The sequence below is a fragment of the Streptomyces sp. NPDC091682 genome, from assembly GCF_044756625.1.
Classification (GTDB): Bacteria; Actinomycetota; Actinomycetes; order Streptomycetales; family Streptomycetaceae; genus Streptomyces.
On record NZ_JBIVTH010000005.1, the window covers coordinates 323,773 to 348,368 of the forward strand.

Annotated in this window: 24 protein-coding genes, 1 pseudogene and 1 riboswitch; of the genes and pseudogenes, 12 read left to right on the forward strand and 13 right to left on the reverse strand. The window is 71.9% G+C overall.

Features of this window, described 5'->3' with window-relative positions; genetic code table 11:
- Window positions 1-44 precede the first annotated feature (44 nt).
- The 4 genes and pseudogenes from ACIQK6_RS14575 to ACIQK6_RS14590 all read left to right on the forward strand — a co-directional run bounded on the left by ACIQK6_RS14575 (window position 45) and on the right by ACIQK6_RS14590 (window position 3,672).
- A complete protein-coding gene (locus ACIQK6_RS14575; protein ID WP_402694901.1) occupies window positions 45-803 on the forward strand; it encodes a methyltransferase in 759 nt (252 codons plus the stop codon).
- Between the two features lie 292 nt (window positions 804-1,095).
- Window positions 1,096-1,497 (forward strand): DUF3040 domain-containing protein, encoded by a 402-nt coding sequence (locus ACIQK6_RS14580; protein WP_329102876.1) that lies wholly within the window; start codon window positions 1,096-1,098, stop codon window positions 1,495-1,497.
- A gap of 82 nt (window positions 1,498-1,579) precedes the next feature.
- Window positions 1,580-2,272 (forward strand): annotated as a pseudogene (locus ACIQK6_RS14585) (DUF4126 domain-containing protein).
- Window positions 2,254-3,672: a phytoene desaturase family protein gene (locus ACIQK6_RS14590; protein WP_402694902.1), complete on the forward strand. Its 1,419-nt coding sequence runs from the start codon at window positions 2,254-2,256 to the stop codon at window positions 3,670-3,672. Before ACIQK6_RS14585 ends, ACIQK6_RS14590 begins: the two are co-directional and overlap by 19 nt.
- A gap of 4 nt (window positions 3,673-3,676) precedes the next feature.
- Here ACIQK6_RS14590 and ACIQK6_RS14595 read toward each other — a convergent pair whose 3' ends face one another.
- From ACIQK6_RS14595 to ACIQK6_RS14615, 5 genes are all read right to left on the reverse strand, one after another.
- Window positions 3,677-4,561 carry a hypothetical protein gene (locus tag ACIQK6_RS14595; RefSeq protein WP_329102870.1) on the reverse strand — a complete coding sequence of 295 codons (885 nt, stop codon included), beginning with the start codon at window positions 4,559-4,561 and terminating at the stop codon, window positions 3,677-3,679.
- Window positions 4,562-4,610: 49 nt separating this feature from the next.
- Window positions 4,611-5,525: a methylenetetrahydrofolate reductase [NAD(P)H] gene (gene metF, locus ACIQK6_RS14600; protein WP_329102868.1), complete on the reverse strand. Its 915-nt coding sequence runs from the start codon at window positions 5,523-5,525 to the stop codon at window positions 4,611-4,613.
- A gap of 142 nt (window positions 5,526-5,667) precedes the next feature.
- Window positions 5,668-6,303 (reverse strand): thiamine phosphate synthase, encoded by a 636-nt coding sequence (gene thiE, locus ACIQK6_RS14605; protein ID WP_329102865.1) that lies wholly within the window; start codon window positions 6,301-6,303, stop codon window positions 5,668-5,670.
- Between the two features lie 85 nt (window positions 6,304-6,388).
- Window positions 6,389-6,754, reverse strand: a complete 366-nt coding sequence (locus ACIQK6_RS14610; RefSeq protein ID WP_030724382.1) for an Rv2175c family DNA-binding protein — start codon at window positions 6,752-6,754, stop codon at window positions 6,389-6,391.
- Window positions 6,755-6,985: 231 nt separating this feature from the next.
- Window positions 6,986-8,206 (reverse strand): NAD(P)/FAD-dependent oxidoreductase, encoded by a 1,221-nt coding sequence (locus ACIQK6_RS14615; RefSeq protein ID WP_402694903.1) that lies wholly within the window; start codon window positions 8,204-8,206, stop codon window positions 6,986-6,988.
- Window positions 8,207-8,287: 81 nt separating this feature from the next.
- Window positions 8,288-8,399: riboswitch (TPP riboswitch) on the forward strand.
- Here ACIQK6_RS14615 and thiO point away from each other — a divergent pair.
- The 6 genes from thiO to ACIQK6_RS14645 all read left to right on the forward strand — a co-directional run bounded on the left by thiO (window position 8,397) and on the right by ACIQK6_RS14645 (window position 14,173).
- On the forward strand, window positions 8,397-9,575 hold the full coding sequence (thiO, locus tag ACIQK6_RS14620; RefSeq protein ID WP_329102861.1) for a glycine oxidase ThiO: 1,179 nt from the start codon (window positions 8,397-8,399) through the stop codon (window positions 9,573-9,575). It overlaps the preceding riboswitch by 3 nt.
- On the forward strand, window positions 9,572-9,772 hold the full coding sequence (gene thiS, locus ACIQK6_RS14625; RefSeq protein ID WP_329102859.1) for a sulfur carrier protein ThiS: 201 nt from the start codon (window positions 9,572-9,574) through the stop codon (window positions 9,770-9,772). The genes thiO and thiS overlap by 4 nt, the downstream gene beginning before the upstream one ends.
- A 5-nt stretch (window positions 9,773-9,777) precedes the next feature.
- Entirely contained in the window at window positions 9,778-10,572 is a 795-nt protein-coding gene (locus tag ACIQK6_RS14630; protein ID WP_402694904.1) for a thiazole synthase, read from the forward strand.
- Window positions 10,573-10,764: 192 nt separating this feature from the next.
- The gene (pknB, locus tag ACIQK6_RS14635; protein ID WP_402694905.1) at window positions 10,765-12,690 is read left to right on the forward strand and encodes a Stk1 family PASTA domain-containing Ser/Thr kinase; all 1,926 of its coding nucleotides are present in this window, start codon (window positions 10,765-10,767) and stop codon (window positions 12,688-12,690) included.
- Between the two features lie 9 nt (window positions 12,691-12,699).
- Entirely contained in the window at window positions 12,700-13,557 is an 858-nt protein-coding gene (locus ACIQK6_RS14640; protein ID WP_329102854.1) for a deoxyribonuclease IV, read from the forward strand.
- Window positions 13,558-13,648: 91 nt separating this feature from the next.
- Window positions 13,649-14,173: a DUF4396 domain-containing protein gene (locus ACIQK6_RS14645; protein WP_402694906.1), complete on the forward strand. Its 525-nt coding sequence runs from the start codon at window positions 13,649-13,651 to the stop codon at window positions 14,171-14,173.
- A gap of 13 nt (window positions 14,174-14,186) precedes the next feature.
- Here the strand turns inward: ACIQK6_RS14645 and ACIQK6_RS14650 are convergent, their stop codons facing one another.
- Window positions 14,187-14,819, reverse strand: a complete 633-nt coding sequence (locus ACIQK6_RS14650; RefSeq protein WP_402694907.1) for a sulfite oxidase-like oxidoreductase — start codon at window positions 14,817-14,819, stop codon at window positions 14,187-14,189.
- Window positions 14,820-14,992: 173 nt separating this feature from the next.
- Between ACIQK6_RS14650 and bfr the strand changes: the two genes are divergently transcribed.
- Window positions 14,993-15,469: a bacterioferritin gene (gene bfr, locus ACIQK6_RS14655; protein ID WP_329102847.1), complete on the forward strand. Its 477-nt coding sequence runs from the start codon at window positions 14,993-14,995 to the stop codon at window positions 15,467-15,469.
- Between the two features lie 16 nt (window positions 15,470-15,485).
- On the opposite strand, the gene ACIQK6_RS14660 is transcribed toward bfr, so the two are convergent.
- Together ACIQK6_RS14660 and ACIQK6_RS14665 are read right to left on the reverse strand one after the other, a co-directional pair.
- A complete protein-coding gene (locus ACIQK6_RS14660) occupies window positions 15,486-15,743 on the reverse strand; it encodes a (2Fe-2S)-binding protein (protein WP_329102845.1) in 258 nt (85 codons plus the stop codon).
- Window positions 15,744-15,925: 182 nt separating this feature from the next.
- A complete protein-coding gene (locus ACIQK6_RS14665) occupies window positions 15,926-17,281 on the reverse strand; it encodes a class II 3-deoxy-7-phosphoheptulonate synthase (protein ID WP_150257096.1) in 1,356 nt (451 codons plus the stop codon).
- A 340-nt stretch (window positions 17,282-17,621) separates the two neighbouring features.
- Here ACIQK6_RS14665 and ACIQK6_RS14670 point away from each other — a divergent pair, with 340 nt between their 5' ends.
- The gene (locus ACIQK6_RS14670; protein WP_402694908.1) at window positions 17,622-19,529 is read left to right on the forward strand and encodes an anthranilate synthase family protein; all 1,908 of its coding nucleotides are present in this window, start codon (window positions 17,622-17,624) and stop codon (window positions 19,527-19,529) included.
- Window positions 19,530-19,556: 27 nt separating this feature from the next.
- Here ACIQK6_RS14670 and ACIQK6_RS14675 read toward each other — a convergent pair whose 3' ends face one another.
- The 5 genes from ACIQK6_RS14675 to ACIQK6_RS14695 form a co-directional block, all read right to left on the reverse strand.
- Complete coding sequence (locus ACIQK6_RS14675) at window positions 19,557-20,552, reverse strand: 2-hydroxyacid dehydrogenase (RefSeq protein WP_329102841.1); 996 nt, start codon at window positions 20,550-20,552, stop codon at window positions 19,557-19,559.
- A gap of 67 nt (window positions 20,553-20,619) precedes the next feature.
- Complete coding sequence (locus tag ACIQK6_RS14680) at window positions 20,620-21,648, reverse strand: 6-phosphofructokinase (RefSeq protein ID WP_329108009.1); 1,029 nt, start codon at window positions 21,646-21,648, stop codon at window positions 20,620-20,622.
- A gap of 165 nt (window positions 21,649-21,813) precedes the next feature.
- Entirely contained in the window at window positions 21,814-22,458 is a 645-nt protein-coding gene (locus ACIQK6_RS14685; protein WP_329108007.1) for a response regulator transcription factor, read from the reverse strand.
- A 68-nt stretch (window positions 22,459-22,526) separates the two neighbouring features.
- The gene (gene macS / locus ACIQK6_RS14690) at window positions 22,527-23,744 is read right to left on the reverse strand and encodes a MacS family sensor histidine kinase (RefSeq protein ID WP_329102839.1); all 1,218 of its coding nucleotides are present in this window, start codon (window positions 23,742-23,744) and stop codon (window positions 22,527-22,529) included.
- 38 nt (window positions 23,745-23,782) lie between these two features.
- Window positions 23,783-24,523: a lysophospholipid acyltransferase family protein gene (locus ACIQK6_RS14695; RefSeq protein ID WP_329108005.1), complete on the reverse strand. Its 741-nt coding sequence runs from the start codon at window positions 24,521-24,523 to the stop codon at window positions 23,783-23,785.
- Window positions 24,524-24,596 lie beyond the last annotated feature (73 nt).

Consider the following 24,596-nt stretch of genomic DNA (forward strand, 5'->3'; position numbering starts at 1 on the left):
GGCCAGGACCGCTCACCCTTTACCGCGCCGAGGAGCCATCAGCCGTGTCGGACACATCCCGCCCCCGTGCCTCCCTCCGCACCGCCGTGGTGTGGGAGGTCCTCAAGGAGGCGCTCGACCGCCGGGTGAAGGCGACCGGTCGGGATGTCCTGGACGTGCTCGACACCGGTGGCGGCACCGGCAAGTTCGCCGTGCCGGTGGCCCGCCTGGGCCACCGGGTCACCGTGGTGGACCCCAGCCCGAACGCGCTGTTCGGGCTGGAGCGCCGGGTGACCGAGGCCGGTGTCGCCGACCTCGTGCGCGGCGTCCAGGGCGACGCGCAGGGCCTGTTGGACGTCGTCGAGCAGGACGCCTACGACGTGGTGCTCTGCCACGGCGTGCTGGAGTACGTGGACGACCCCGCGGAGGGCGTGGCCAACACGGTCGCCGCGCTGCGGGCCGGCGGCACGCTCAGCCTGCTGGCCGCCGGTCTCGGCGGGGCCGTGCTGGCCCGCGCCCTGGCCGGGCACTTCACGGAGGCCCGCACCGCCCTCACCGACCCGGCCGGCCGCTGGGGCTCCGGCGACCCGGTACCGCGCCGCTTCACCGCCGAGCAGCTCTCCGAGCTGGTCGGCGGCGCCGGCCTCGCGGTCGGCGCGGTGCACGGCGTGCGGATCTTCGCCGACCTCGTGCCCGGGGTCCTGGTGGACACCGAGCCCGGCGCCGTGGAGGCCCTGCTGCGCCTGGAGGAGGCCGCGGCCGAGCTGCCCGCCTTCCACGCGGTCGCCACACAGCTACACGTCCTGGGTGAGAAGCAAGCCTGAACTGCGCACTTCTGCGCAGAGTCGGCCACACACCCTCCGATCCGCCGGCCGGCCCCGTATGATCAGGTGCAAGACCGGCATGGTGGATGGACCATTGGGGAATAAGGGCCTCAGTGACCGCCCCCGCGGCGGTACGGTTTTCACGCAGCGCTTTTAACCGGCTGCACCATTTCTGGGCCGTGTCCAATTGGAACGTGGCGTAGAGGGCGGGTGTCACGGGGGCGATTCCCCGCCTATCCTGAAGGGGACCCCTGGTCGCTACCCCCGCGACCGACGGATGAGGAGGACTCCCGTGCCGCTCTCGGAGCACGAGCAGCGAATGCTCGAGCAGATGGAGCGAGCGCTGTACGCCGAAGATCCCAAGTTCGCGACAGCGCTTGAGGGAAGCGGACTGCGTACGTACACCCGGCGACGGGTCTACCAGGCAGTCGCAGGCATTGTGGTGGGTATCGCGCTCCTCATGACCGGTGTGATCATTCCGAACGTGCTCTGGATCAGCGTGGTGGGTTTCCTCGTCATGCTGGGGTGTACGGTCCTGGTGGTCACCGGTTGGCGCAAGGCACCCAAGCCTGGCGAGCAGCCCGTCTCCGGAAGTACTGGCGGTCAGGCCCACGGCCGGAACCGACAGCGTCGGTCGATGATGACCCGCATCGAGGAACGGTGGCAGCGCCGCCGTGACGAGCAGGGGCAGTAGCCCCGCACAACGTGGGTGAGGGGATGGCCGCGGCGTGGCCGTCCCCTCACTTTTCTGCATCCTCGTACGGCATGATGATCCGATGAGTGTGCTCCCCCTGGTCTTCACCAGCGGCTGGGCCAGTGGGATCAATGCTTACGCCGTGGTCCTCCTGCTCGGCATCTTCGGCCGCATCGGCCTGACCGACGAGGTCCCCGCCGCCCTGCAGCGCACGGACGTGCTGGTCGTCGCGGCGGTGCTGTTCCTGTGCGAGGCGATCGCGGACAAGGTCCCGTACATGGACTCGATATGGGACACCGTCCATACCGTGATCCGCCCGGTGTCCGGCGCGGTGATCGGTGCTCTGCTGGCCGGGCAGACCGGTTCGCTCCCCGAGGTCACCGCCGCCGCGGTCGGCGGCACCACGGCGCTGGCCAGCCATTTCGTCAAGGCCGGCACCCGGATGGCGATCAACACCTCGCCCGAGCCCTTCACCACGTGGGAATGAGCATCGCCGAGGACCTCGGCGTGGCCGGGCTCGTCACCTTCGCGATGTTCCATCCGGGGGCCGCCGCGATCATCGCTGCCGTGCTGCTGGCCGTCGGGCTGGCGATACTGGTCTTCTTGTGGAGCCGGATCCGCCGCTTCCTGCGCCGTCGTGCCCAGCGCCGCGAGGAGAAGCGGCTGGCCGCCGGGCCCCGCGAGACCACCGGGGCCCCACCCCGCTGACCAGGGGGTCGCCAGGGGGTCACCGGGAGGGTCGATAGGCTCGGCCGCATGGCACGCATTGCAGTGATCGGCGCCGGCATGGGCGCGATGGCCACGGCGGCCCGGCTGGCCGTGGCGGGGCACCAGGTGACGGTGTACGAACGCGGGACGACCTACGGCGGAGCCGTGGGCCGGTACGAGCGCGAGGGCTTCGCCTTCGACACCGGGCCCGGGCTGCTGCACCTGCCGGCCGTCTACCGCGACCTCTTCGTGAAGACTGGCAAGCGGCCGCTGGAGGCCTGCGTCGACATGGTCCAGGTGGACCCGGCCGTCCGGCACGTCCTCCCCCAGCACGGCATCGACGTCACCCTCCCCGGCGCCTCCCACGGCGGGGTCGCCGCCGCCCTGGAATCCGCCTTCGGCCCGGGCGCGGGCGAGCGCTGGAACGCCGTCCTGGGCCGCGCCCGCGACGCCTGGGACGCCACCCGGCGCCCGCTGCTGGAAGAGCCGCTGCGGCCCGGCGCCCGGCAGGGCCTGGGCGGCGACCCGTACCCGGCCCTGCGCCGGAGCGGCCTGCTGCGCCGCCGTACGCCGACCCTCGCCGAGGTGGCCGAGCGGGAGCTGGGCGGCGCCCTCGCGGAGCTGCTGACCGGCCTGGTGCGCGGGTACGGGATCGACCCCGCCACCGCCCCCGCCTCGGCGGCCGTGCTCCCGTACATGGAGCAGACCTTCGGCAGCTGGTACGTCCGCGGCGGGATGCGGGCCCTGGCCACCGCCGTCTACGAGCGCTGCTTGGAGCGCAAGGTCGCCTTCGTCTTCGGGGCGGAGGTCCGGGAGGTCCTGGTCACGGACGGCCGGGCGGCCGGTCTGCGGCTGGCCGACGGCAGTGAGGCGGCCGCCGACACCGTCGTGTGCGGGATCGACCCCCGGCAGCTGCCGGCCGGTTCGCTGCCGTGGCCGCCGGAGGCGGTCCCCGCCCGCGGGGACGGCGTACCGGGGCGGATCACGCTCCTGCTCGCGCTGCGCGGCTCCCGCCCGGCCACCGCCGTGCACCGCACCCTGGTCCACGCCTCCGGGGCGCAGGTCACCGTCATGCGCCCCGACGATCCGGCCACCCGGCCCGACGAGGAGCACGAGGCGGTCACCGTGAGCGCCGTGCCCGGGCCCGGGACCTCGGACCCCGCCGAGCTGCTGAACCTCACGGAGAAGGCCGTACAGGGGCTGCGGGAGCGGCTGTTGTGGCAGGAGGTGCGGACCCCGGCCGACATCGAGGCGGCGACGGGGGCGCTGGGCGGCGCGGTGCCCCCGCCCGCCCTCGCGGGGGCCGGGGGCCGACTGCTCCAGCCGGCCAACACCACGGCCGTGCCCGGGCTGTACCTGGCGGGCGGCTGGGCCCACCCCGGCGGCGGGCTGGCGCACGCCGGGATGACCGGGGCCCTGGTGGCCGGACTGATCGTGAAGGGCGCGGAGTTCCGCGGCTCCCAGTGAGCCGTCAGTAGCGGTACTGCTCGTACCCGCCCTGCTGCGGGTACGGGTACTGCTGCGGCGGCTCGCCCTGGCCCTCCGTCGGGTACGCCTGGCCGGCCCCGTCGGTGGACCGTTGCTGCGGGACCCAGACCCCGCCGGGCGGGGTGTCCGTGGAGTACTGCTGCTGCCCGTAGTCGGCGTACGGGGTGTAGTCGTACGGCTGGGGCGGGGCCATGCCGCCGCCGATGCCGATGTACGGGTCCGAGTAGGCGGCGTAGACCTGCTGCTGGTCGCCCGTCGGGTAGCCGCCCGAGTAGTCGTAGCCGCCCTGGTTCTGCTGGTCGTAGTACGCCGCGTACTGGTGGGCGTCCTGCTCGGCCGTGGTGAACGGCGAGGCGAAGGCCGCCGTCTGGTCGACCTCCGGCGCGAGACTCTGTATCCCGTAGGACCCGGATTCCTCGGGCACCGGCTCCGGGCTGTAGACCGCCGGGGGCGCGTCCCGGAACGACCGCTCCTCCGCGGCTCCGTCCCGGGCACCGGCCCCGTCGGCGTCCTCGTACTGCAGCGCGGAGACCCTGAGGGCCGGTTCCTGCTTGGTGCCCGCGGCCCGGCGGCGTCCGGCGGGCTGCCGTTCGGGCTGCCGTTCGGGCCGCCCGCCGCGGCGCAGCGCCCAGCCGGCGACGAAGCCCTTGCGGAAGGACAGCGTCACCAGGGTCTGGCCCACGGCGAACGCCAATGCGCCGGCGCCGATCACCGGCACCGACGGCAGTATGACCCCGGCGACCACGCCGAGGAAGCCGGCGAAGGCGAGCAGGCGCCAGCGGAGCCGGGCCTTGTACTGCATCAGGACCTCGGCAAGCAGCCACAGCGCGACGAATCCGAACGCGATGTAGAGGACCGTCATTCCCATGCGTGGCCCCTCTCGGTACGGCCGCCGGCGCGGGAACGGGGACGGCCGCTCAGGCCCGCTGGTGCAGGCCCAGGTTCTCGTAGATTTCGAGAGTCGCCGTGGAGTTGTTGAGCGTGATGAAGTGCAGTCCCGGGACACCCTCGGACAGCAGTCGCGCGCAGAACTCCGTGGCGAACTCGATGCCAATGGAGCGTACAGCGGCCGGGTCGTCCTTGACGGCGAGCATGCGCTCTTTCACGTCCGCGGGGAAGACCGCGGTGCTGAGCTGGGGCAGTCGGTCGAGCTGCTTGATGCCCACAACAGGCATGACCTCGGGGATGATCGGGGTGTCGCAGCCCGCCTTCTCGGCGCTGTCGCGCAGGCGCAGATAATTCTCCGGATCGAAGAACATTTGGGTGATCGCGTAGTCGGCGCCCGCGCGGCACTTGTCCACGAAGTGCCGGATGTCCGTGTCCCAGTCCGTCGAGCGGGGGTGCATCTCGGGGAAGGCCGCGACACCGACGCAGAAGTCCCCGGACTCCTTGAGCAGCCGCACCAGGTCGGCCGCGTAGTGCACGCCCTCCGGGTGGGCCACCCACTCGGCCATCGGGTCGCCCGGCGGGTCGCCGCGCAGGGCGAGCATGTTGCGGATCCCGGCGTCGGCGAACTGGCCGATGACGTGGCGCAGCTCGGCGACCGAGTGGTCCACGGCGGTCAGGTGCGCGACCGGGGTGAGGGTGGTGTCCGCGGCGATCTCCTGAGTGGCCTTGACGGTGCCACCGCGGGTGGAGCCACCGGCTCCGTAGGTCACGGAAACGAAGCTGGGGGATACCGCTTCGACCCGGCGCAGGGCGTTCCAGAGGTTGCGTTCGCCCTTCTCCGTCTTCGGGGCCCAGAACTCGAAGGAGTACGAGCGCCCGGATGCGAGGAGGTCGCGGACCGTGTGTGCGCGATCCGACCAGGTGGAAGCGGTACCAGAGGCCATGGGGGCAGGTTAGACGCGGCCCGGCGGACACCGAAGCCTTGTCCACGTTTTGGACACGTTTTTGGACACTTGAGGGTCTGGCTCCGGCCGGAAAGCGTCCGTACGGGGTAACGCGACCGCCCGTGGTCCGGGCGGGCCGGACTCAGCCGAGGCGGGCCCGGACCCGCTTGGCGAGCTCCGCAGCGGCCGCACCGGGGTCGGTGGCCTCGGTGAGGGCGCGGACGACCACGATGCGGGTGGCGCCGGCGTCCAGCACCTCGTCCAGGTTCGTGGCGTCGATGCCGCCGATGGCGAACCAGGGGCGGTCCTGCTCCAGGGAGGCCGCGTAGCGGACCAGGTCCAGGCCCGGGGCGTGGCGGCCGGGCTTGGTGGGGGTGGGCCAGCAGGGGCCGGTGCAGAAGTAGTCCACGCCGGCTTCGGCGACGGCCGCGTCGACCTCGCCCTCGGCGTGGCAGGACCGGCCGATCAGCACCTTCTCGCCGAGGACGGCGCGGGCCGCGGGGACGGGGATGTCGCCCTGCCCGAGGTGCAGGACGTCGGAGCCGATGGCGTGGGCGACGTCGGCGCGGTCGTTCACGGCGAGCAGCTTGCCGTGACGGCGGGCGGCTTCGGCGAAGACCTGGAGGTGTTCGAGTTCCTCCCCCGCCTCCATGCCCTTGTCGCGGAGCTGGACGATGTCCACGCCCGAGGACAGGACGGCGTCGAGGAACTCGGGGAGGTCACCCTGGCGCTTGCGGGCGTCCGTGCAGAGGTAGAGCCGGGCGTCGGACAGCTGCATGGGTGTACCCCCCGTGGTGGAGGCGGTGTACGGGCCGGGCCGCGGCCGTGGGCCCGCACACCGCTGTGAAGCGAAGGCGATCAGGTCAGAGGGCGAGCGCCTGAGCGCGGCGCTTCACCTCCGTGCCGCGATTCTCGCTCAGCGCCTGCACGGGGGTGCCGGGCAGGGTCGGATCCTCGGTGAAGAGCCATTCCAGGATCTCCTCCTCGGTGAAACGGTCGTCGCGCAGCACGGTCAGCAGGCCGACCAGGCCCTTGACGACCTTGTCGCCGTCGATGAAGGGGGCCGGAACCTGCAAGGAGCGGTTCTCGCCGCGGCGGACGGCGATGAGCTGCCCTTCCTTGACCATCTGGCGGACCCGGGTCACCTCGATGTTCAGCATCTCCGCGATGTCGGGGAGGTACAGCCATGAGGGGACAAGGGCATCGATCTTTGCGTCAATCTCGGTCACGGAGACAAGCCTGCCATCTCGACTCGGCCGCCGGTACCTGAGCAGCCCCGTCCGGGTCGCGGTCCGTGCCGGGGCTCCGCTCCGGACCCCGCGCCCCGAACGCCGGCGGGGCCGCATTTCAGCCCGTCCGGCGATTGAGGACCGGGTCCGGGCGGAGCCCGGGAAGCGGAGAAGGGGCGGGGCGGGGACGGGCTCCGCGCGGCGGCACCCGCACCCCCCGCACCCCGCCCGTCAGGCCGTGGCCGATTTCAGCGGGGTGCCGGGGTCGGAGACCTTGGCGGGGTCCAGCGGGACCGCCGCCTCGATCAGGCGGCGGCCCTGCGCCAGGTCGCGCGGACGACCCACGGCCAGGACGGCGACCAGCGCCCCGTCGCGCAGCCAGCACACCGACCAGGCGGGTCCGGCCGGGTCCCCGCGCAGGAGCAGGGAGTCGGCCCCGCCGTGGTGTCCGGCGTACTGCACGAAGCGTCCGAACTGCTCCGACCAGAAGTACGGCACCGGGTCGTAGACCTGGGCCGGCTCCCCGGCCAGGATGTTCGCCGCGACCGCCTTCGGCCCCTGGAGCGCGTTGTCCCAGTGGTGTACGAGCAGCCGCGTCCCGTACCGCCCGGACGGGAAGGAGGCGCAGTCGCCGACCGCGTACACCCCGGGCAGCGAGGTCCGCAGGTACGCGTCGGCGGTGACCGAGCCGTCGGGGCCGAGGTCCACGCCGGTCCCGGCCAGCCATCCGGTGGCGGGGCGGGCGCCGATGCCCACCACCACCGCGCCGGCGGGCAGGATCCGCCCGTCCGCCAGCAGGACCCGCCCCTCCTCGATCCCGGCGACCTTCGCCCCGGTGATCAGCTCCGCGCCCGCCTCCCGGTACCAGCGCGCCATCGGCTCGGTGACTTCGGCGGGCAGCGCCCCCGCCAGCACCCGGTCCGCCGCCTCGACCACGGTGACCTCGCAGCCCGCCTCCCGGGCGGCCGTGGCGAACTCGGCGCCGATCCAGCCCGCCCCGACGACCACGGCCCGGGGCGAGGCGGCCAGCACCGGGCGCAGCCGGGCCGCGTCGTCCAGGGTGCGCAGCAGGTGGACGCCCGGGACGCCTTCGGTCCCGGGAAGGGTGAGCGGCTGCGCGCCGGTCGCCAGGACGAGGATCCCGTAGGGGACCGGTCCCGCCCCGGTGTCCAGCTCGTGGACGGCGGCGCGCAGTCCGGTGACCTCGACGCCGAGCCTGAGGTCGATGTCGAGGCCCTCGAAGTCCACGTCGAAGGCGGAGTCCTCGGCCTTGCCGAGGAGGACCGCCTTGGACAGCGGGGGCCGGTCGTAGGGCTGGTGGGGTTCGGCTCCCAGCAGGGTCACGGGGCCGGTGAAGCCCTGTTCGCGCAGGGCCACGGCGGTCTGCACCCCGGCCATTCCGGCGCCGACGATCACGACGCCGCGCTGATTCTGTTCCGTCTGCTCGCTCACGCCGCCACCCTAATCATCTGACGCTCCGTCAGGAATAGGTGCCGCCTTACTCGCCATCCACCGCCGGGTTAGTCTGGCCACCGTACCTATCGCGGGAGTCCGGCGCACCGGGCTGAGAGGGAGGCTGGCCGGCCTCCGACCGTACGAACCTGATCCGGATCATGCCGGCGAAGGGAGGGGCTGGACGCCCATGCACGCATCCCGAACACCTCGGAAGGGATCCGACGTCCTCGTCATCGGGGGCGGAATCATCGGCCTGGTCACCGCCTGGCGGGCCGCCGCGCGCGGACTGCGCACCGTACTCGTCGACCCCGCACCCGGCGGCGGCGCCGCCCAGGTCGCGGCCGGCATGCTCGCCCCCGTCACCGAACTGCACTACGGCGAGGAAGCCCTGCTGGGGCTCGGCCTCGCCTCCGCCGCGCGCTATCCGCAGTTCGCCGCCGAGCTCGCCGAAGCCAGCGGCGGCATGGACATCGGCTACCGCGCCTGTGGCACCCTCGCCGTCGCCCTCGACGCCGACGACCGCCTCCACCTGCGCGAACTGCACGCCCTGCAGCGCCGCTGCGGCCTGGAGTCCGAGTGGCTCACCGGCCGCGAGTGCCGCCGCCTGGAGCCCATGCTCGCCCCGGGCGTACGCGGCGGCCTGCGCGTCGACGGCGACCACCAGGTCGACCCCCGCCGGCTCGCGGCCGCCCTGCTGGCCGCCTGCGAACGCGCCGGCGTGACCCTCCACCGGGCCGGCGCGGAACGGCTCCTCACCACCACCGACCGGGCGACCGGTGCCCTCCTCGACGACGGCACGGAACTGCTCGCCGACCAGGTGGTCCTCGCCGCCGGCTCGTTCACCGGCCGGCTGGCGGGCGTACCGACGGAGGTCGTGGCCCCCGTACGGCCGGTCAAGGGACAGGTCCTGAGGCTCACGGTGCCGGCGGCGTACGCGCCGTTCCTGTCGCGGACCGTACGGGCCGTCGTCCGCGGCAGCCACGTCTACCTGGTGCCGCGCGAGAACGGCGAGCTCGTCATCGGTGCCACCAGCGAGGAACTCGGCTGGGACACCACCGTCACCGCGGGCGGGGTCTACGAACTCCTGCGCGACGCCCACGAACTGGTCCCCGGCATCACCGAACTCCCGCTCACCGAGACCCGGGCGGGGCTGCGCCCCGGATCCCCCGACAACGCCCCGCTGCTCGGCCCGACCGAGCTGCCCGGCCTGCACCTGGCCACCGGGCACTACCGCAACGGGGTGCTGCTGACCCCGCTCACCGGCGAGGTCCTCGCCGAACTGCTGGCCACCGGCGAACTGCCTGAGATCGCGCGCCCCTTCACCCCCCGCCGGTTCTCCGCCGCACGTCAGGAGTCGTACGCATGACCATCTCCGTCAACGGCGAGCCGCGCGAGGTCGCGGCCGGCGCCACCCTCGACACGGTGGTCGCCACCCTGACCGCCGCGCCCTCCGGCGTCGCCGCCGCGCTCAACGAGACCGTGGTCCCGCGCGGACAGTGGCCGGCCACCGTCGTGGGCGACGGCGACCGGGTCGAGATCCTGACCGCGGTACAGGGGGGCTGACCGACGTGGCGGACGACCTCTTCACCCTGGGCGGCCGGACCTTCACCTCCCGCCTGATCATGGGCACGGGCGGGGCCCCCAGCCTGGACGTGCTGGAACGCGCCCTCGTCGCGTCCGGCACCGAACTCACCACGGTCGCGATGCGCCGGCTGGACCCCACGGTCCAGGGCTCCGTCCTGTCCGTGCTGACCAAGCTCGGCATCTCGGTCCTCCCCAACACGGCGGGCTGCTTCACCGCGGGCGAGGCCGTCCTCACGGCCCGGCTGGCCCGGGAAGCGCTCGGCACGGACTGGATCAAGCTGGAGGTGGTCGCGGACGAACGGACCCTCCTGCCCGAGGGCGTCGAGCTGCTGGACGCCGCCGAGATCCTGGTGGACGAGGGCTTCACGGTCCTCCCGTACACCAACGACGACCCGGTGCTCGCGCGGAAGCTGGAGGACGTGGGCTGCGCGGCGATCATGCCGCTCGGGTCTCCCATCGGGTCCGGCATGGGCATCCGCAACCCGCACAACTTCGAGCTGATCACGGAACGCGCATCGGTCCCGGTCATCTTGGACGCGGGCGCGGGCACGGCCTCCGACGCGGCCCTGGCGATGGAACTGGGCTGCGCAGCGGTCATGCTCGCCTCGGCGGTGACCCGGGCACAGGAACCGGTCCTCATGGCGTCGGCCATGCGCGACGCCGTCTCGGCGGGCCGGCTCGCCTTCCGCGCGGGCCGCATCCCCCAACGCCGCTTCGCCGAAGCCTCCTCCCCCACGGAGGGCCGCGCCACCCTGGACCCGGAACGCCCGGCGTTCTGAAGCGGCGGGGCGGGGGCGGGGCGGGGGCGGGGGCTTCGCGGTGAGCGGGTGCCGCCCCGCCCACCCGACCCCGCCCACCGATACCCCCGCCCCGCATCGCAACCCCGCTCACAACCCCGCCCAGCGTCACAGCCGCGCTGCAAGGCGGCCGCCGCCGGCCGGCGCCCGCTCGGCGGCTCGTAGAATCGGCGGGTGGATACGACCCTGGATGACCCCCTCGTCGGGCGCGTGCTCGACGGCCGCTACCGCATCGACGCCCGCATCGCGGCCGGCGGCATGGCCACGGTCTACCGGGCCGTCGACACCCGCCTGGACCGCGTGCTCGCCCTGAAGGTGATGCACCCGACCCTCGCCGCCGACGCCGCCTTCGTCGACCGGTTCATCCGCGAGGCGAAGTCCGTCGCCCGGCTCTCGCACCCGAACGTGGTCGCCGTCTTCGACCAGGGCACGGACGGGCCGTACGTGTACCTGGCCATGGAGTACGTCTCCGGCTGCACCCTGCGCGACGTGCTCCGCGAACGCGGCGCGCTCCAGCCCCGGGCCGCCCTCGACATCCTCGAACCGGTCCTCGCCGCCCTCGGCGCCGCGCACCGGGCCGGCTTCGTCCACCGCGACATGAAGCCCGAGAACGTGCTCATCGGAGATGACGGCCGGGTGAAGGTCGCGGACTTCGGGCTGGTCCGGTCGGTCGACTCCGTGACCAACACCACCGGTTCCGTCCTCGGCACCGTCTCCTACCTGGCCCCCGAGCAGATCGAGAACGGCGTCGCCGACACCCGCGTGGACGTCTACGCCTGCGGTGTCGTCCTCTACGAGATGCTCACGGGCTCCAAGCCCCACACCGGCGGCACCCCCGCGCAGGTGCTCTACCAGCACTTGAACGAGGACGTCCCGCCCCCGTCCGCCGTGGTCCCGGGGCTCGCCGTCGGGCTCGACGAGCTGGTCGCGCAGGCCGCCGCCCGCAATCCCGACCTGCGTCCCTACGACGCGGCCGCCCTGCTCGGCCTCACCCGGGAGGTCCGCGCCCTGCTCGGCGACGCCGAGCTGGACGCCGTACCCCCGCAGGCGCGCGCCGAGGAGCGCTCGTCCGCCGAGGACCGTACGGGGGTGATCCCGCGCCCGGTGGCCGCGCAGCAGCCCGTACAACACACCTCCCGCCTGGAGATGCCCCCCTCGCCGCCCGCTCCGGCCGCTCCGCCCGCACACCGGCCGGCGGCGCCCGCGCGGCGGCCCCGTCGCGGGGTGCTGCTCGTCATCGCGGGGGTGCTGCTCGCGCTCGGGCTCGGGGTCGGCGTCTGGTACATCAACTCCGGGCAGTTCACCAAGGTCCCCAACCTGCTGGGCAAGACCGAGGCGGAGGCCCGCTCCCGGCTGTCCGAGGCCGGGCTCGGCGTGAAGGGGGTGAACCGGAAGTTCAGCGACGCCTTCGACCGCGGGACGGTGATGAAGACCGATCCTTCGGGCGGCGGGCGGATCCGCGGGAACGACGCGGTGACCCTCACCATTTCCCGCGGCCCCGAGGTCGTGGCCGTGCCCAACCTGAAGGGCCGGCCCCTGGAGGAGGCCACGGCCGAGCTGACGCGGTCCGGGCTGGCGCCCGGCATGGTGACGCAGGCCTTCAGCCAGGACATCGCCCAGGGTTCGGTGATCAGCACCAATCCCGCGGGCGGTGAGAAGCGGGCCCCCGACACGGCGGTCTCGCTCGTCGTCAGCAAGGGCCGCCCCGTGTCGGTCCCGAGCGTGACCGGGGTCCCCGTCGACCAGGCGACAGCGGCCCTGGAGGCCCTGGGCCTCAAGGTCACGGCGGCTCCCGAGCAGGTCAACGCCCCCTTCGCGGCCGGTACGGTCGCCAACCAGTCGATCGGCGCAGGCACCCAGGCCGCGGCCTTGGACACGGTCACGCTGACCGTGTCCAAGGGGCCCCGGCAGGTACCGGTCCCGAACGTGACCGGCCAGGAGGTGGACGCGGCCCGCAAGGCGCTGGAGGCCGCCGGCTTCAAGGTGAAGGTGGACCGGCCGCTGATCTCCTTCAGCAACACGGTCGACACCCAGTCGGTGGCGCCCGGGCAGACCGCCCCGGAGGGCAGCACGATCACCATCAAGACCAAGGGGCTGTAAGCCGTAGTGATGCGCAATCCAGTGGGCGGGCACGTCCCCGTGGCCGGGGGGCTCGCCTCGGTCGGCCTGACCTACGCCCGGGAGATGGGGGCGGAGGCCGTCCAGGTCTTCGTCGCCAATCCGCGCGGCTGGGCCACCCCGGTCGGCAATCCGGCCCAGGACGAACGGTTCCGGGCGGAGTGTGCGGACGGGTCGATCCCGGCGTACGTGCACGCCCCGTACCTGATCAACTTCGGTTCGCACACCGCGGCGACCGTGGAGAAGTCAGTGGAGTCGCTGCGCCATTCGCTGCGCCGCGGCCGGGAAATCGGTGCGCTCGGGGTGGTCGTGCACACCGGGTCGGCCACCGGCGGGCGCCCGCGGGAGGCGGCGTACGCGCAGATCAGGGAGCACGTGCTGCCGCTGCTGGACGAGCTGACGCACGACGACGACCCGTTCCTGCTGCTGGAGTCCACGGCCGGGCAGGGATCCTCGCTGTGCTCGCGCACCTGGGACTTCGGGCCCTACTTCGAGGCGCTCGACCACCACCCGAAGCTGGGGATCTGCCTGGACACCTGCCACATCTTCGCGGCGGGTCACGATCTGGCGGAGCCGGGCGGGACGAAGGTGATGCTGGACCTGCTGGTCGACACCGTGGGCGAGGGTCGGCTGAAGCTGGTCCACGCGAACGACTCCAAGGAGGGCGTCGGCGCCCACAAGGACCGGCACGCCAACATCGGTCAGGGGCACATCGGCCGGGACGCCTTCGCGGAGTTGTTCACGCACCCCGCGATGGACGGCGTCCCGCTGATCACCGAGACGCCCGGGGGCAAGGAGGGGCACGCGGCGGACGTCGCGCTGCTGAAGGAGTTGCGCGGCCCGCAGTGATCCACCGACTCCTTGAGGAATACCCCTAGGGGGTATACGGTTCCGTCCTGTCGACGGGACCGCTACCCGGCGTTCCCACGAGGGGGTTGTCATGGAGCACATGCACGAAGGGCACGAAGGACACCACGACCACGGGCCCGCTCACGAGCACCACGCACCCGCGCACGGCGCCGGCGGCCCGGTCACCTGGGGCACGGCCGCCCGGGCCACCCTGCACTGCCTCACCGGATGCGCCATCGGCGAGGTGCTCGGCATGGTCATCGGTACCGCGCTGGGCTGGGGGAACGTTCCGACCATGATCCTGGCGATCGCCCTCGCGTTCTTCTTCGGCTACGCCCTCACCCTGCGCGGGATCCTCGCCGCCGGCGTCGACCTCCGTACGGCCATCCGGGTGGCGCTGGCCGCGGACACCCTTTCGATCGCCGTCATGGAGCTGATCGACAACGGGGTGATCGCCCTGTGGCCCGGCGCGATGGACGCGCACCTGTCGGAGCCGCTGTTCTGGATCGTCCTGGCGATCTCGCTGGCGGCCGCCTTCGTGATCACGACCCCGGTCAACAAGTGGATGATCGGCCGCGGCAAGGGTCACGCGGTCGTGCACCAGTACCACCACTGAGCACGGGGCGGCCCTACAGTTCGGGGCCCTCCCCGGGCTCCTCCTGGTACGAGTAGCGCTGCTCGCGCCACGGGTCGCCGATGTTGTGGTAGCCGCGCTCCTCCCAGAAGCCGCGGCGGTCGGCGGTCATGTACTCGATGCCGCGGACCCACTTGGGGCCCTTCCAGGCGTACAGGTGCGGGACCACCAGCCGTACGGGGAACCCGTGCTCGGCGGTGAGCAGTTCACCGCCCTCGTGGGTGGCGAAGACGGTCCGGTCGGAGGCGAAGTCGGCCAGCCGCAAGTTGGAGCTGAAGCCGTACTCGGCCCACACCATCACATGCGTGACCTGCGGTGCGGGGGGAGCCAGGGCGAGGACCTCACGGGCGAGCACCCCACCCCATTCGGCGCCCTGCATGCTGAACTTCGTGACGCAGTGCAGATCGGCCACGACGGAGTCGAACGGCAGCGCCGTGAACTCCTTGTGGTTCCAGCAGCGCTTGTCCCCGTCGGCCGTCGCGCCGAAGACGCGGAACTCCCAGCGGTCCGGCTTGAACTTGGGTACGGGACCGTAATGGGTGACCGGCCAGCCCCTCTGCAGCCGCTGCCCCGGTGGAAGCTCCAACTGCTCTGCTCCCGGAGATTCCCGGCTTTCCGGCTGACCCATGACTCCATGGTGACAGACTGGGCAGGGTGGTCATGACCAGGTCTTGACCGATTCGGGCAAGTCATGGCAACTCCCACTAAGGAGGCACTTACTGGACGGTCCCCTGCGGCGGTGCAAGGATGCGCGCAACTGCCCCGTCACATAGCTGACATTGCCTGGAAGGAGCCTCTGCGATGCAGGGCGACCCCGAGGTCCTTGAGTTTCTGAACGAGCAGCTGACCGGCGAGCTGACGGCCATCAACCAGTACTGGCTGCACTACCGCATCCAGGACAACAAGGGCTGGACCAAGCTCGCCAAGTACACGCGTGAAGAGTCCATCGACGAGATGAAGCACGCGGACAAGATCACCGAGCGCATCCTGATGCTCGATGGCCTGCCGAACTACCAGCGCCTCTTCCACGTGCGCGTCGGGCAGACGCTCACGGAGATGTTCCAGGCGGACCGCCAGGTCGAGGTCGAGGCCATTGACCGGCTCAAGCGGGGCATCGAGGTCATGCGCGGCAAGGGTGACATCACCTCGGCCCGACTCTTCGAGGACATCCTGGAGGACGAGGAGCACCACATCGACTACCTCGACACCCAGCTGGAGCTCATCGAGTCCTTGGGCGAGCCGCTCTACATCGCGCAGCTGATCGAGCAGCCGAGCTGACCGGACCGATCGAGCCCTAGGCCGCTTCCGCCAGCTCCGCCGAACGGGCCGAACCCGGCTCCGCGGCGAGCACGGTCGCACCCTGGCCCTTCTCCAGCAGCTCCCGGCGGGGGCAGGCCCCACGGCCGAGGATGCCCTGGATGGTGCGCACGCACGACCCGCAGTCGGTGCCGGCCTTGGTGACCGAGGCGATCTGGCGCGGGGTGCAGGCCCCGGCAGCCGCGTGCTCCTTGACCTGCTTGTCGGTGACACCGAAGCAAGAGCAGACGTACACGCGGTTCACCTCCCAGGGCGGAATGGTTCAGCAGTTCAGCGATGCGGCGAGCCATCCCCATTTCGGTGAGGCTTACCTAACCGTACCCAAAGTTAGGGTGGCCTAAAAGCCCTGGATACGACAGTGGGGCGCGGATCACATCGATCCGCGCCCCACTGTCGTACGAAGGTACTGACTGATCCCTACTGGTCGCGGTACATCTCGGCGACGAGGAACGCCAGGTCCAGGGACTGGCTGCGGTTGAGCCGCGGGTCGCAGGCCGTCTCGTAGCGCTGGTGCAGGTCGTCGACGAAGATCTCGTCGCCGCCGCCCACGCACTCGGTGACGTCGTCACCGGTGAGCTCGACGTGGATGCCGCCCGGGTGGGTGCCGAGGGCCTTGTGGACCTCGAAGAAGCCCTTGACCTCGTCGAGCACGTCGTCGAAACGGCGCGTCTTGTGGCCGGAGGCCGCCTCGAAGGTGTTGCCGTGCATCGGGTCGGTGACCCAGGCGACGATCGCGCCGGAGGCGGTGACCTTCTCGACCAGCTCGGGGAGCTTGTCGCGGACCTTGTCGGCGCCCATGCGGACGACGAAGGTCAGCCGGCCCGGCTCGCGCTCGGGGTCCAGGCGGTCGATGTACGTCAGCGCCTCGTCCACCGTGGTGGTCGGGCCGAGCTTGATGCCGATCGGGTTGGCGATCTGCGAGCAGAACTCGATGTGCGCGTGGTCCAGCTGGCGGGTGCGCTCACCGATCCAGACCATGTGGCCGGAGGTGTCGTACAGCTTGCCGGTGCGCGAGTCGGTGCGGGTCAGCGCGCCCTCGTAGTCGAGCAGCAGCGCCTCGTGGGAGGCGTAGAACTCGACGGCCTTGAACTCGGCCGGGTCGGTGCCACAGGCCTTCATGAAGTTCAGCGCGTTGTCGATCTCCCGGGCCAGCTGCTCGTAGCGCTGACCGGACGGGGAAGACTTCACGAAGTCCTGGTTCCAGGCGTGCACCTGGCGCAGGTCGGCGTAACCACCGGTGGTGAAGGCGCGCACCAGGTTGAGCGTCGAGGCGGACGCGTTGTACATGCGCTTCAGGCGCTCCGGGTCCGGGACCCGGGCCTCCTCGGTGAAGGCGAAGCCGTTGACGGAGTCGCCGCGGTAGGTCGGCAGGGTGACGCCGTCGCGGGTCTCGGTGTCCTTGGAGCGCGGCTTGGAGTACTGGCCGGCGATGCGGCCGACCTTGACGACGGGCACCGAGGCCGCGTAGGTCAGGACGGCGCTCATCTGGAGCAGCGTCTTCAGCTTGGCGCGGATGTGGTCGGCGGAGACGCCGTCGAAGGCCTCGGCGCAGTCGCCGCCCTGGAGCAGGAACGCCTCGCCCTTGGCGACGGCTCCCAGACGGGCACGCAGCTGGTCGCATTCACCCGCGAAAACGAGGGGAGGATACGACTCGAGGTCCGCGACGACAGCGCGCAGAGCCTCGGCATCGGGGTACGAAGGCTGCTGCGCCGCGGGAAGGTCTCGCCAGGTCGCCTTGGCGGCGGGGGCTTGGGTTTCAGCGTTCACGGTCACCTCGTACACATTACGGCGTCACGGGCCGCGTCCGGCCCCACGCCCACAACGTGAGACGAACCGGCTCAAAGGTCGTGGGCGCCGGATGGAACGGAATCCATGGTTCAGCTCGCGTCGTGAGACAGATCCTGCCCCGCGGCGGCGGTGTGGGCTAAGGTGCCCACCATGTACGCGCACTCGAACCAGAACTGGTGGTGGCCCGCTCCCGGCGGCCCACTCCTCGCGCGTACCTGAAGACACGCACGACGCGAAGGCCGCCCCGAGGGGCGGCCTTCCGCGTTTTCGACCGCGTCGTCGGATCCCAGGGGCCGCTCCTCCCACCGGAAGGACGCTCCGCCCCATGAATCCCAGCCGACCCGACCGACTGAGCCGACTGCTCGACCCCGCCTGCCCGCCGTTCGCCCTGCTGCGCCGGCGGACCCCCGGCCGCGACCACGACACCGTCGAGGTGCTGATCGGGCCGGTGGGCGAGGTGGAACGGCTCGCCGACCTGCCCGTCGGCGAGCTGCCCGCCCTCGCCCTCGTCCCCTTCCGGCAGATCCGGGAGCGCGGCTTCGACGTGCGCGACGACGGCACGCCGCTGAGCGTGCTGGTCGCCGAGGAGGCGTACGAGATCCCGCTCGCCGAGGCGCTGGCCGTGCTGCCGAGCCATCCGGTGCGGGTCGACGACGGCGGCTTCGACGTCCCCGACGAGGAGTACGCGGCCACCGTCCGGCGGGTCATCGAGGACGAGATCGGCCGCGGCGAGGGCGCGAACTTCGTCATCCGGCGCACCTACGGGGGCCGCGTCGACGGCTTCGACCGGGCCGACGCGCTCGCGCTGTTCCGGCGGCTGCTGGAGGGCGAGCGGGGCGCGTACTGGACGTACGTCGTCCACACCGGGGAGCGGACCCTCGTCGGGGCGAGCCCCGAGGTGCACGTGCGGATGTCCGGCAGCACGGTCGTGATGAACCCGATCAGCGGCACCTACCGCCATCCGACCGGGGGGCCGACGGTCGAGTCCCTCCTCGCCTTCCTCGGCGACCGCAAGGAGACCGAGGAACTGTCGATGGTGGTCGACGAGGAACTGAAGATGATGTGCACGGTCGGTGACATGGGCGGGGTCGTCGTCGGACCGCGGCTGAAGGAGATGTCCCACCTCGCGCACACCGAGTACGAGCTGCGCGGCCGGTCCTCGCTGGACGTGCGGGAGGTGCTGCGCGAGACGATGTTCGCGGCGACGGTCACCGGGTCCCCCGTGCAGAACGCCTGCCGGGTCATCGAGCGGTACGAGGCGGGCGGGCGCGGCTACTACGCGGGCGCGCTGGCCCTGCTGGGCCAAGACCCCGCGGGGGCGCAGACCTTGGACTCCCCCATTCTGATCCGCACCGCCGACATCGCGGCGGACGGCACGCTGCGGGTGCCGGTGGGCGCCACGCTGGTCCGGCACTCGGATCCGGCGGGCGAGGTGGCGGAGACCCATGCGAAGGCGGCGGGGGTGCTGGCGGCGCTCGGGGTGCGGCCTGCCGCGCCGCGCCCGGCTTTCGAGGGGGCCCGGCTGGCGGACGACCCGCGGGTGCGGGCGGCCCTCGCGGCGCGCCGCGAGGACCTGGCGCCGTTCTGGCTCCGGATGCAGGAACGGCCCCCGGCCCCGGCGGGGCACGCCCTGATGGTGGACGGCGAGGACACCTTCACGGCGATGCTGGCGCACGTCTTGCGGGTGGCCGGGCTGGAGGTGACCGTACGCCGCTACGACGATCCGGGGCTGCGGGCGGCGGCCCTGGCCTGGGAGGGCCCGGTCGTCCTGGGCCCCGGGCCGGGCGACCCGGCCGACGCCGCGGACCCCAAGATGCGCATGCTGCGGGCGCTGACGGCCGAGCTGCTGGCCGGGCACCGTCACGGCCTGTTCGGGGTCTGCCTGGGGCACGAGCTGCTGGCGGCCGAGCTGGGCCTGCCGCTGGTCCGCAAGGCGGAGCCGGCGCAGGGGGCGCAGACCCGGATCGAGCTGTTCGGGGCCGAGGAGGTGGTCGGCTTCTACAACACGTACACCGCGCGCTGCGACGGCGCCCTGGCCGGCCGGCTGGCCGCCGCGGGGGTGGAGGTGGCCCGCGACCCGGGGACGGGCGAGGTGCACGCCCTGCGCTCCCCCGCCGGGGGCTTCGCGGGCGTGCAGTTCCACCCGGAGTCGGTCCTCACCCTGCGCGGCGCGGACCTGCTGCGCGAGCTCCTCGCGGGGATCACGGTCGGGGTCACGGCGAGCCCGGCCTGACCGGTGGCGGCGCGTCCGAGACGCCCCCTACTCGGGCGGGACCAGGGTGTTCTCGGAGCGGCGGCCCGCCAGGTAGTCCGCCACGTTGGTGACGGTGGCGTCGATGATCTGGCCCACCGCGTCCGTCGTGTAGTACGCCTGGTGGGAGGTCACGATGACGTGCGGGAAGGTGACGAGGCGGGCCAGGGTGTCGTCCTCGACGGTCTCCAGCGACTTGTCCGTGAAGAAGACGCCGGCCTCCGCCTCGTACACGTCCAGGCCGACGCCCTCGAAGCGGCCCGCCCGGAGCTCGTCGACCAGTGCCGCGGTGTCGATCAGCCCGCCGCGGCTGGTGTTCACCAGGATCGCGTCGTCCCGCATCCGTCGCAGCGCGGCCGCGTCGATGAGGTGCCGGGTGGAGTCCAGGAGCGGTACGTGCAGGCTGATCAGGTCCGCGGACGCCAGCAGCTCGTCCTTGTCCACGTAGGTCATGCCGAGCTCCAGGCACTCCGGGTTCTGCACCACGTCCCAGCCCAGCAGGCGCATGCCGAAGCCGTGCGCGATCCGGGTGAACGCCGCCCCGATCTTGCCGGTGCCGAGCACACCGACGGTGCGGCCGTGGAAGTCCCGGCCCATCAGTCCGTTCAGCCGGAAGTCGAAGTCCCGGGTCCGGGTCGTCGCCCGGACGAGCCGACGGTTCACGGCCAGCGCCAGGGCCCAGGCGAACTCGGCGACCGAGTGGGGCGAGTAGTACGAGACCCGGCCGACCGTCATGCCGAGGCGCCGGGCCTCGTCCAGGTCGATGTTGTTGAAGCCGGTGGACCGCTGGGTGATCATCTTCGTCCCGCCGGCCGCCAGCATCCGCAGTACCCGGCCGCTCAGGTCGGCGTTGACGCTGGAGGAGACGACCTCGTACCCGGCGGCGATCGGCGCGGTGTCCTCCTCCAGGAAGACTTCGAGGCAACGGACCTCGTGCGCGCCCGCGAAGGCCTGCTCCAGGAGCGGCTTCTCGTCGGCGGTCACACCGAATGCCAGGATCTCCACGCCCGCTCCCGCACCTCGACACCATGGGCCGTTCGTCACGATACGGCCCATGGTGTCGGGTCGCCGCTCAGCCGAAGAAGACCCCGGCCTCCTGGTACAGCGCGGGATCCACCGTCTTCAGCTTCGACGTCGCCTCCGCGATCGGCACCCGGACGATGTCCGTCCCCTTGAGCGCGACCATCTTCCCGAAGTCCCGGTCGCGCACCGCGTCGATGGCGTGCAGCCCGAACCGGGTCGCGAGCCACCGGTCGAAGGCGCTCGGCGTGCCGCCCCGCTGGATGTGCCCGAGCACCGTCGTACGGGCCTCCTTGCCGGTCCGCGCCTCGATCTCCTTGGCCAGCCACTCGCCCACGCCCGACAGCCGGACGTGGCCGAAGGAGTCCAGGGAGCCGTCCTTCAGCACCATCTCCCCGTCCTTGGGCATGGCGCCCTCGGCGACCACCACGATGGGCGCGTAGCTCGCGCGGAACCGGGAGGTCACCCAGGCGCAGACCTCGTCCACGTCGAAGCGCTGCTCCGGGATGAGGATGACGTTGGCGCCGCCCGCGAGGCCCGAGTGCAGGGCGATCCAGCCGGCGTGCCGGCCCATGACCTCGACGACCAGGACCCGCATGTGGGACTCGGCCGTGGTGTGCAGCCGGTCGATGGCCTCGGTCGCGATGCCGACGGCGGTGTCGAAGCCGAAGGTGTAGTCGGTGGCCGACAGGTCGTTGTCGATGGTCTTGGGCACGCCGACGCAGGGGATGCCGTGCTCCTCGTACAGCCGGGCCGCGACCCCGAGGGTGTCCTCGCCGCCGATCGCGATGAGCGCGTCCACCTCGTACTTCGCGAGGTTCTCCTTGATGTCGCGCACGCCGTTCTCCGTCTTGAACGGATTGGTGCGCGAGGAGCCGAGGATGGTGCCGCCGCGGGGCAGGATGCCGCGGACGGCGGGGATGTCGAGGGGGACGGTCCGTCCCTCGACCGGGCCCCGCCAGCCGTCCTTGAACCCGACGAACCCGCAGCCGTACTCCTGCTCGCCCTTGCGGACGACGGCCCTGATCACCGCGTTGAGCCCGGGGCAGTCGCCGCCGCCGGTCAGCACTCCGACCTTCATGGAATCTCCAATCGCCATGACCGTCACGCTAGTGGTGACCCAGGTCACAGCAAGGGGCTTGGAGAGGGCGATTCAGGTGGAATCGTGAGGCGTTGCGTACGCCCGTTCACTCGTACGAGGACGTAAGTACGATCGACGGGCGGTGCAGACGTCCCCCGGGCCGGTCTACGCGTCGTCGAGGCCGCGTTCTATGGCGTACCGGACGAGCTCCACCCGGTTGTGCAACTGCAGCTTGCCCAGGGTGTTCTGGACGTGGTTCTGCACGGTGCGGTGGGAAATGACCAGACGCTCGGCGATCTGCTTGTACGACAGCCCCTTGGCCACGAGCCGCAGCACCTCGGTCTCGCGGTCGGTCAGTTGCGGGGCCTTCGGCTCGTCGGAGGTGGCCGGCAGCGGGTCGGTGGCCAGACGCCGGTACTCGCCGAGCACCAGACCGGCCAGGCCCGGGGTGAAGACCGGGTCGCCGGCCGCGGTGCGGCGGACGGCGTCGATCAGCTCCTGGGCGCCGGCGGACTTCAACAGGTAGCCGGTCGCACCGGACTTCACCGCTTCCAGGACGTCCGCGTGCTCACCGCTGGCCGACAGGACCAGGACCCGCAGGGCCGGGTTGGTACCGACCAGTTCCTTGCAGACCTGTACGCCCGGCATGCCGGGCAGGTTGAGGTCGAGGACCAACACGTCGGGCGTGACGGCGTGGGCCCGGCGGACCGCCTCGGGGCCGTCGCCGGCGGTGGCGACGACGTCGAAGCCCGCGGCTGCCAGGTCGCGGGCGACCGCGTCCCGCCACATGGGGTGGTCGTCGACGACCATCACCCTTATCTCGTGCGGCTCGTTCGGCCTGTTCGGGTCGTTCACGTCGTTCACGTCGGTGCGCTCGCTCATCTCTTGTCCGTCCTCCCCCGGGGTACCTTCAGTTCCACTTCGGTGCCCTGCCCGGGAACGGACACCAGATCGGCGCTGCCGCCGAGATCGCGCAGCCTGCCGCGGATGGACAGGGCCACCCCCATCCGGCCCTCGCCCGCCGCCTGGTCCAGCCGGCCCGCCGGGATGCCGGGGCCGTCGTCGCGAACGGTCACGATCACCTCGTCGCCCCAGTCCTCGACGAGGATCCAGGCCCGTGCCCCTTCCCCGGCGTGCTTGCGCACGTTGTCCAGGGCGGCACCGACCGCCGCGGCCAGTTCCTTCGCGGCGGGCACCGGCAGCGGCACCGGGGTGCCCGGCTCGGCGAAGCTCACGCGGGATCCGGCGTGCGGGGCGAGGAGCGTGCGCAGGTCCAGCTCGCCGTCCTCGGTGCCCGGCTCGTCCACCTCGTACGTGTCCACCAGCGCGCCGCGGGACTCGTCGCGGGAGACCCGGGAGGGCTGTGCCAGCCCGCTGGAGACCAGCGTGCGCAGTGCCACCTCCTGCTCCCCCGCCATCCGGCCGAGCTCCTCGGCCTCGCCGCCCAGCTCGCTGCCGCGCCGCTGGACCATGGCGAGGACTTGGAGGACCCCGTCGTGGATGTCGCGGGCGAGGCGCTCGCGCTCGCGGGTGGCGGCCTCGATCTCCAGGGCGCGGGCGAGGGTGTTCTCACTGGCCCGGGCGACCTCGACCACGTAGCCGATGGCCACGGAGGCGACCCAGACGAGCAGGACGTTGTGCAGGGTGTCCCGGGTCGGCGTGCCGGTGTGGATGGCGAGGTTGGCGGCCGCCACGAAGGTGGAGGCGAAGCAGGCCCAGCGCCAGCCGCCCTTGATGGCGAAGGCGAGGACCGCGCCCGCCGTCCAGATGGTGGGGAGGGTGCTGCCGCCCCCGTGGATCCGCGCCTGGGTGTCGGCGACCGGCGTGAGGACGATCCCGACGATCGCGACGGTGAGGTCGGCGACGAGGAAGCCCTTGGTGCAACTGGCGGCGTTCGCCACCTTGCGGGAGGTGGCGAGGGTCCAGACGGCGAGGAAGGCGAGGTAGCCGACCGCGACCCCGGGGCGGGGAAACTCCTTGTGGGCGGCGGCGAACAGCAGCGCCGCGTAGACCATGGTCAGCAGCCGGTACCCGGTCAGGGCACGCCAGAGCGGCTGCTCGACCGACATGCGCACGACGCGTTCGCGCTTCGCCATCTCCCCCACCCCTCGCGGGCGGTACCGCCCGCGCGCAGCTACTCCGACGTGCCGTCGGCCTTCTCGGCCTTCTCGCCCTTCTCCGCCTTGGCAGCCTTCTCGGCCTTCTCGGCATCGGCGATCTGACGCTTGGCCGCCGTCGCGTAGATGTCGACGTACTCCTGGCCGGAGAGCTTCATGATCTCGTACATGACCTCGTCGGTCACCGAGCGCAGGATGAAGCGGTCGTTGTCCATGCCGTGGTAGCGGCTGAAGTCCAGCGGCTTGCCGATCCGGATCCCCGGGCGCATCAGCTTGGGGACCACCTTGCCGGGCGGCTGGATCTTCTCCGTGTCGATCATCGCGACCGGGATCACGGGCGCACCGGTGGCCAGGGCCACGCGGGCCAGACCGCCGGGCTTGCCGCGGTAGAGGCGTCCGTCGGGTGAACGCGTGCCCTCGGGGTAAATACCGAACAGCTCTCCGGCCTCGATGACCTTGATGCCGCTCTGGATCGCTGCCTCGCCGGCCCCGCGGGCGCCGGAGCGGTCCACCGGGAGCTGGCCGACGCCCTTGAAGAAGGCGGCCGTCAGCTTGCCCTTGACCCCCGGGGAGGTGAAGTACTCCGCCTTCGCAATGAAGGTGACCTTCCGGTCCAGCACCGCCGGCAGGAAGAAGGAGTCGGAGAAGGACAGGTGGTTGCTCGCGAGGATCGCCGGCCCCTCCGCGGGAATGTTCTCGAGGCCCTCCACCCACGGCCTGAATGCGAGCTTCAGTGAACCGCCGATGGAGAACTTCATTGCGCCGTAGATCAACTCGAATGCCTTCCTGTGTCTGTCGAACAGACCATATCCCGTGCCTACACCGGCAGGG

Excerpts from the sequence above, each read along its gene's own strand:
- ACIQK6_RS14640 (WP_329102854.1), top strand. The coding sequence starts at position 12,700 with ATGCGCAATCCAGTGGGCGGGCACGTCCCCGTGGCCGGGGGGCTCGCC.
- ACIQK6_RS14650 (WP_402694907.1), bottom strand. The coding sequence starts at position 14,819 with ATGGGTCAGCCGGAAAGCCGGGAATCTCCGGGAGCAGAGCAGTTGGAG.
- ACIQK6_RS14680 (WP_329108009.1), bottom strand. The coding sequence starts at position 21,648 with ATGAAGGTCGGAGTGCTGACCGGCGGCGGCGACTGCCCCGGGCTCAAC.
- bfr (WP_329102847.1), top strand. The coding sequence starts at position 14,993 with ATGCAGGGCGACCCCGAGGTCCTTGAGTTTCTGAACGAGCAGCTGACC.
- ACIQK6_RS14685 (WP_329108007.1), bottom strand. The coding sequence starts at position 22,458 with ATGGTCGTCGACGACCACCCCATGTGGCGGGACGCGGTCGCCCGCGAC.
- ACIQK6_RS14595 (WP_329102870.1), bottom strand. The coding sequence starts at position 4,561 with ATGGGAATGACGGTCCTCTACATCGCGTTCGGATTCGTCGCGCTGTGG.
- thiS (WP_329102859.1), top strand. The coding sequence starts at position 9,572 with ATGACCATCTCCGTCAACGGCGAGCCGCGCGAGGTCGCGGCCGGCGCC.
- thiE (WP_329102865.1), bottom strand. The coding sequence starts at position 6,303 with ATGCAGCTGTCCGACGCCCGGCTCTACCTCTGCACGGACGCCCGCAAG.
- thiO (WP_329102861.1), top strand. The coding sequence starts at position 8,397 with ATGCACGCATCCCGAACACCTCGGAAGGGATCCGACGTCCTCGTCATC.
- macS (WP_329102839.1), bottom strand. The coding sequence starts at position 23,744 with ATGGCGAAGCGCGAACGCGTCGTGCGCATGTCGGTCGAGCAGCCGCTC.
- ACIQK6_RS14645 (WP_402694906.1), top strand. The coding sequence starts at position 13,649 with ATGGAGCACATGCACGAAGGGCACGAAGGACACCACGACCACGGGCCC.
- ACIQK6_RS14590 (WP_402694902.1), top strand. The coding sequence starts at position 2,254 with ATGGCACGCATTGCAGTGATCGGCGCCGGCATGGGCGCGATGGCCACG.
- metF (WP_329102868.1), bottom strand. The coding sequence starts at position 5,525 with ATGGCCTCTGGTACCGCTTCCACCTGGTCGGATCGCGCACACACGGTC.
- ACIQK6_RS14670 (WP_402694908.1), top strand. The coding sequence starts at position 17,622 with ATGAATCCCAGCCGACCCGACCGACTGAGCCGACTGCTCGACCCCGCC.
- ACIQK6_RS14695 (WP_329108005.1), bottom strand. The coding sequence starts at position 24,523 with ATGAAGTTCTCCATCGGCGGTTCACTGAAGCTCGCATTCAGGCCGTGG.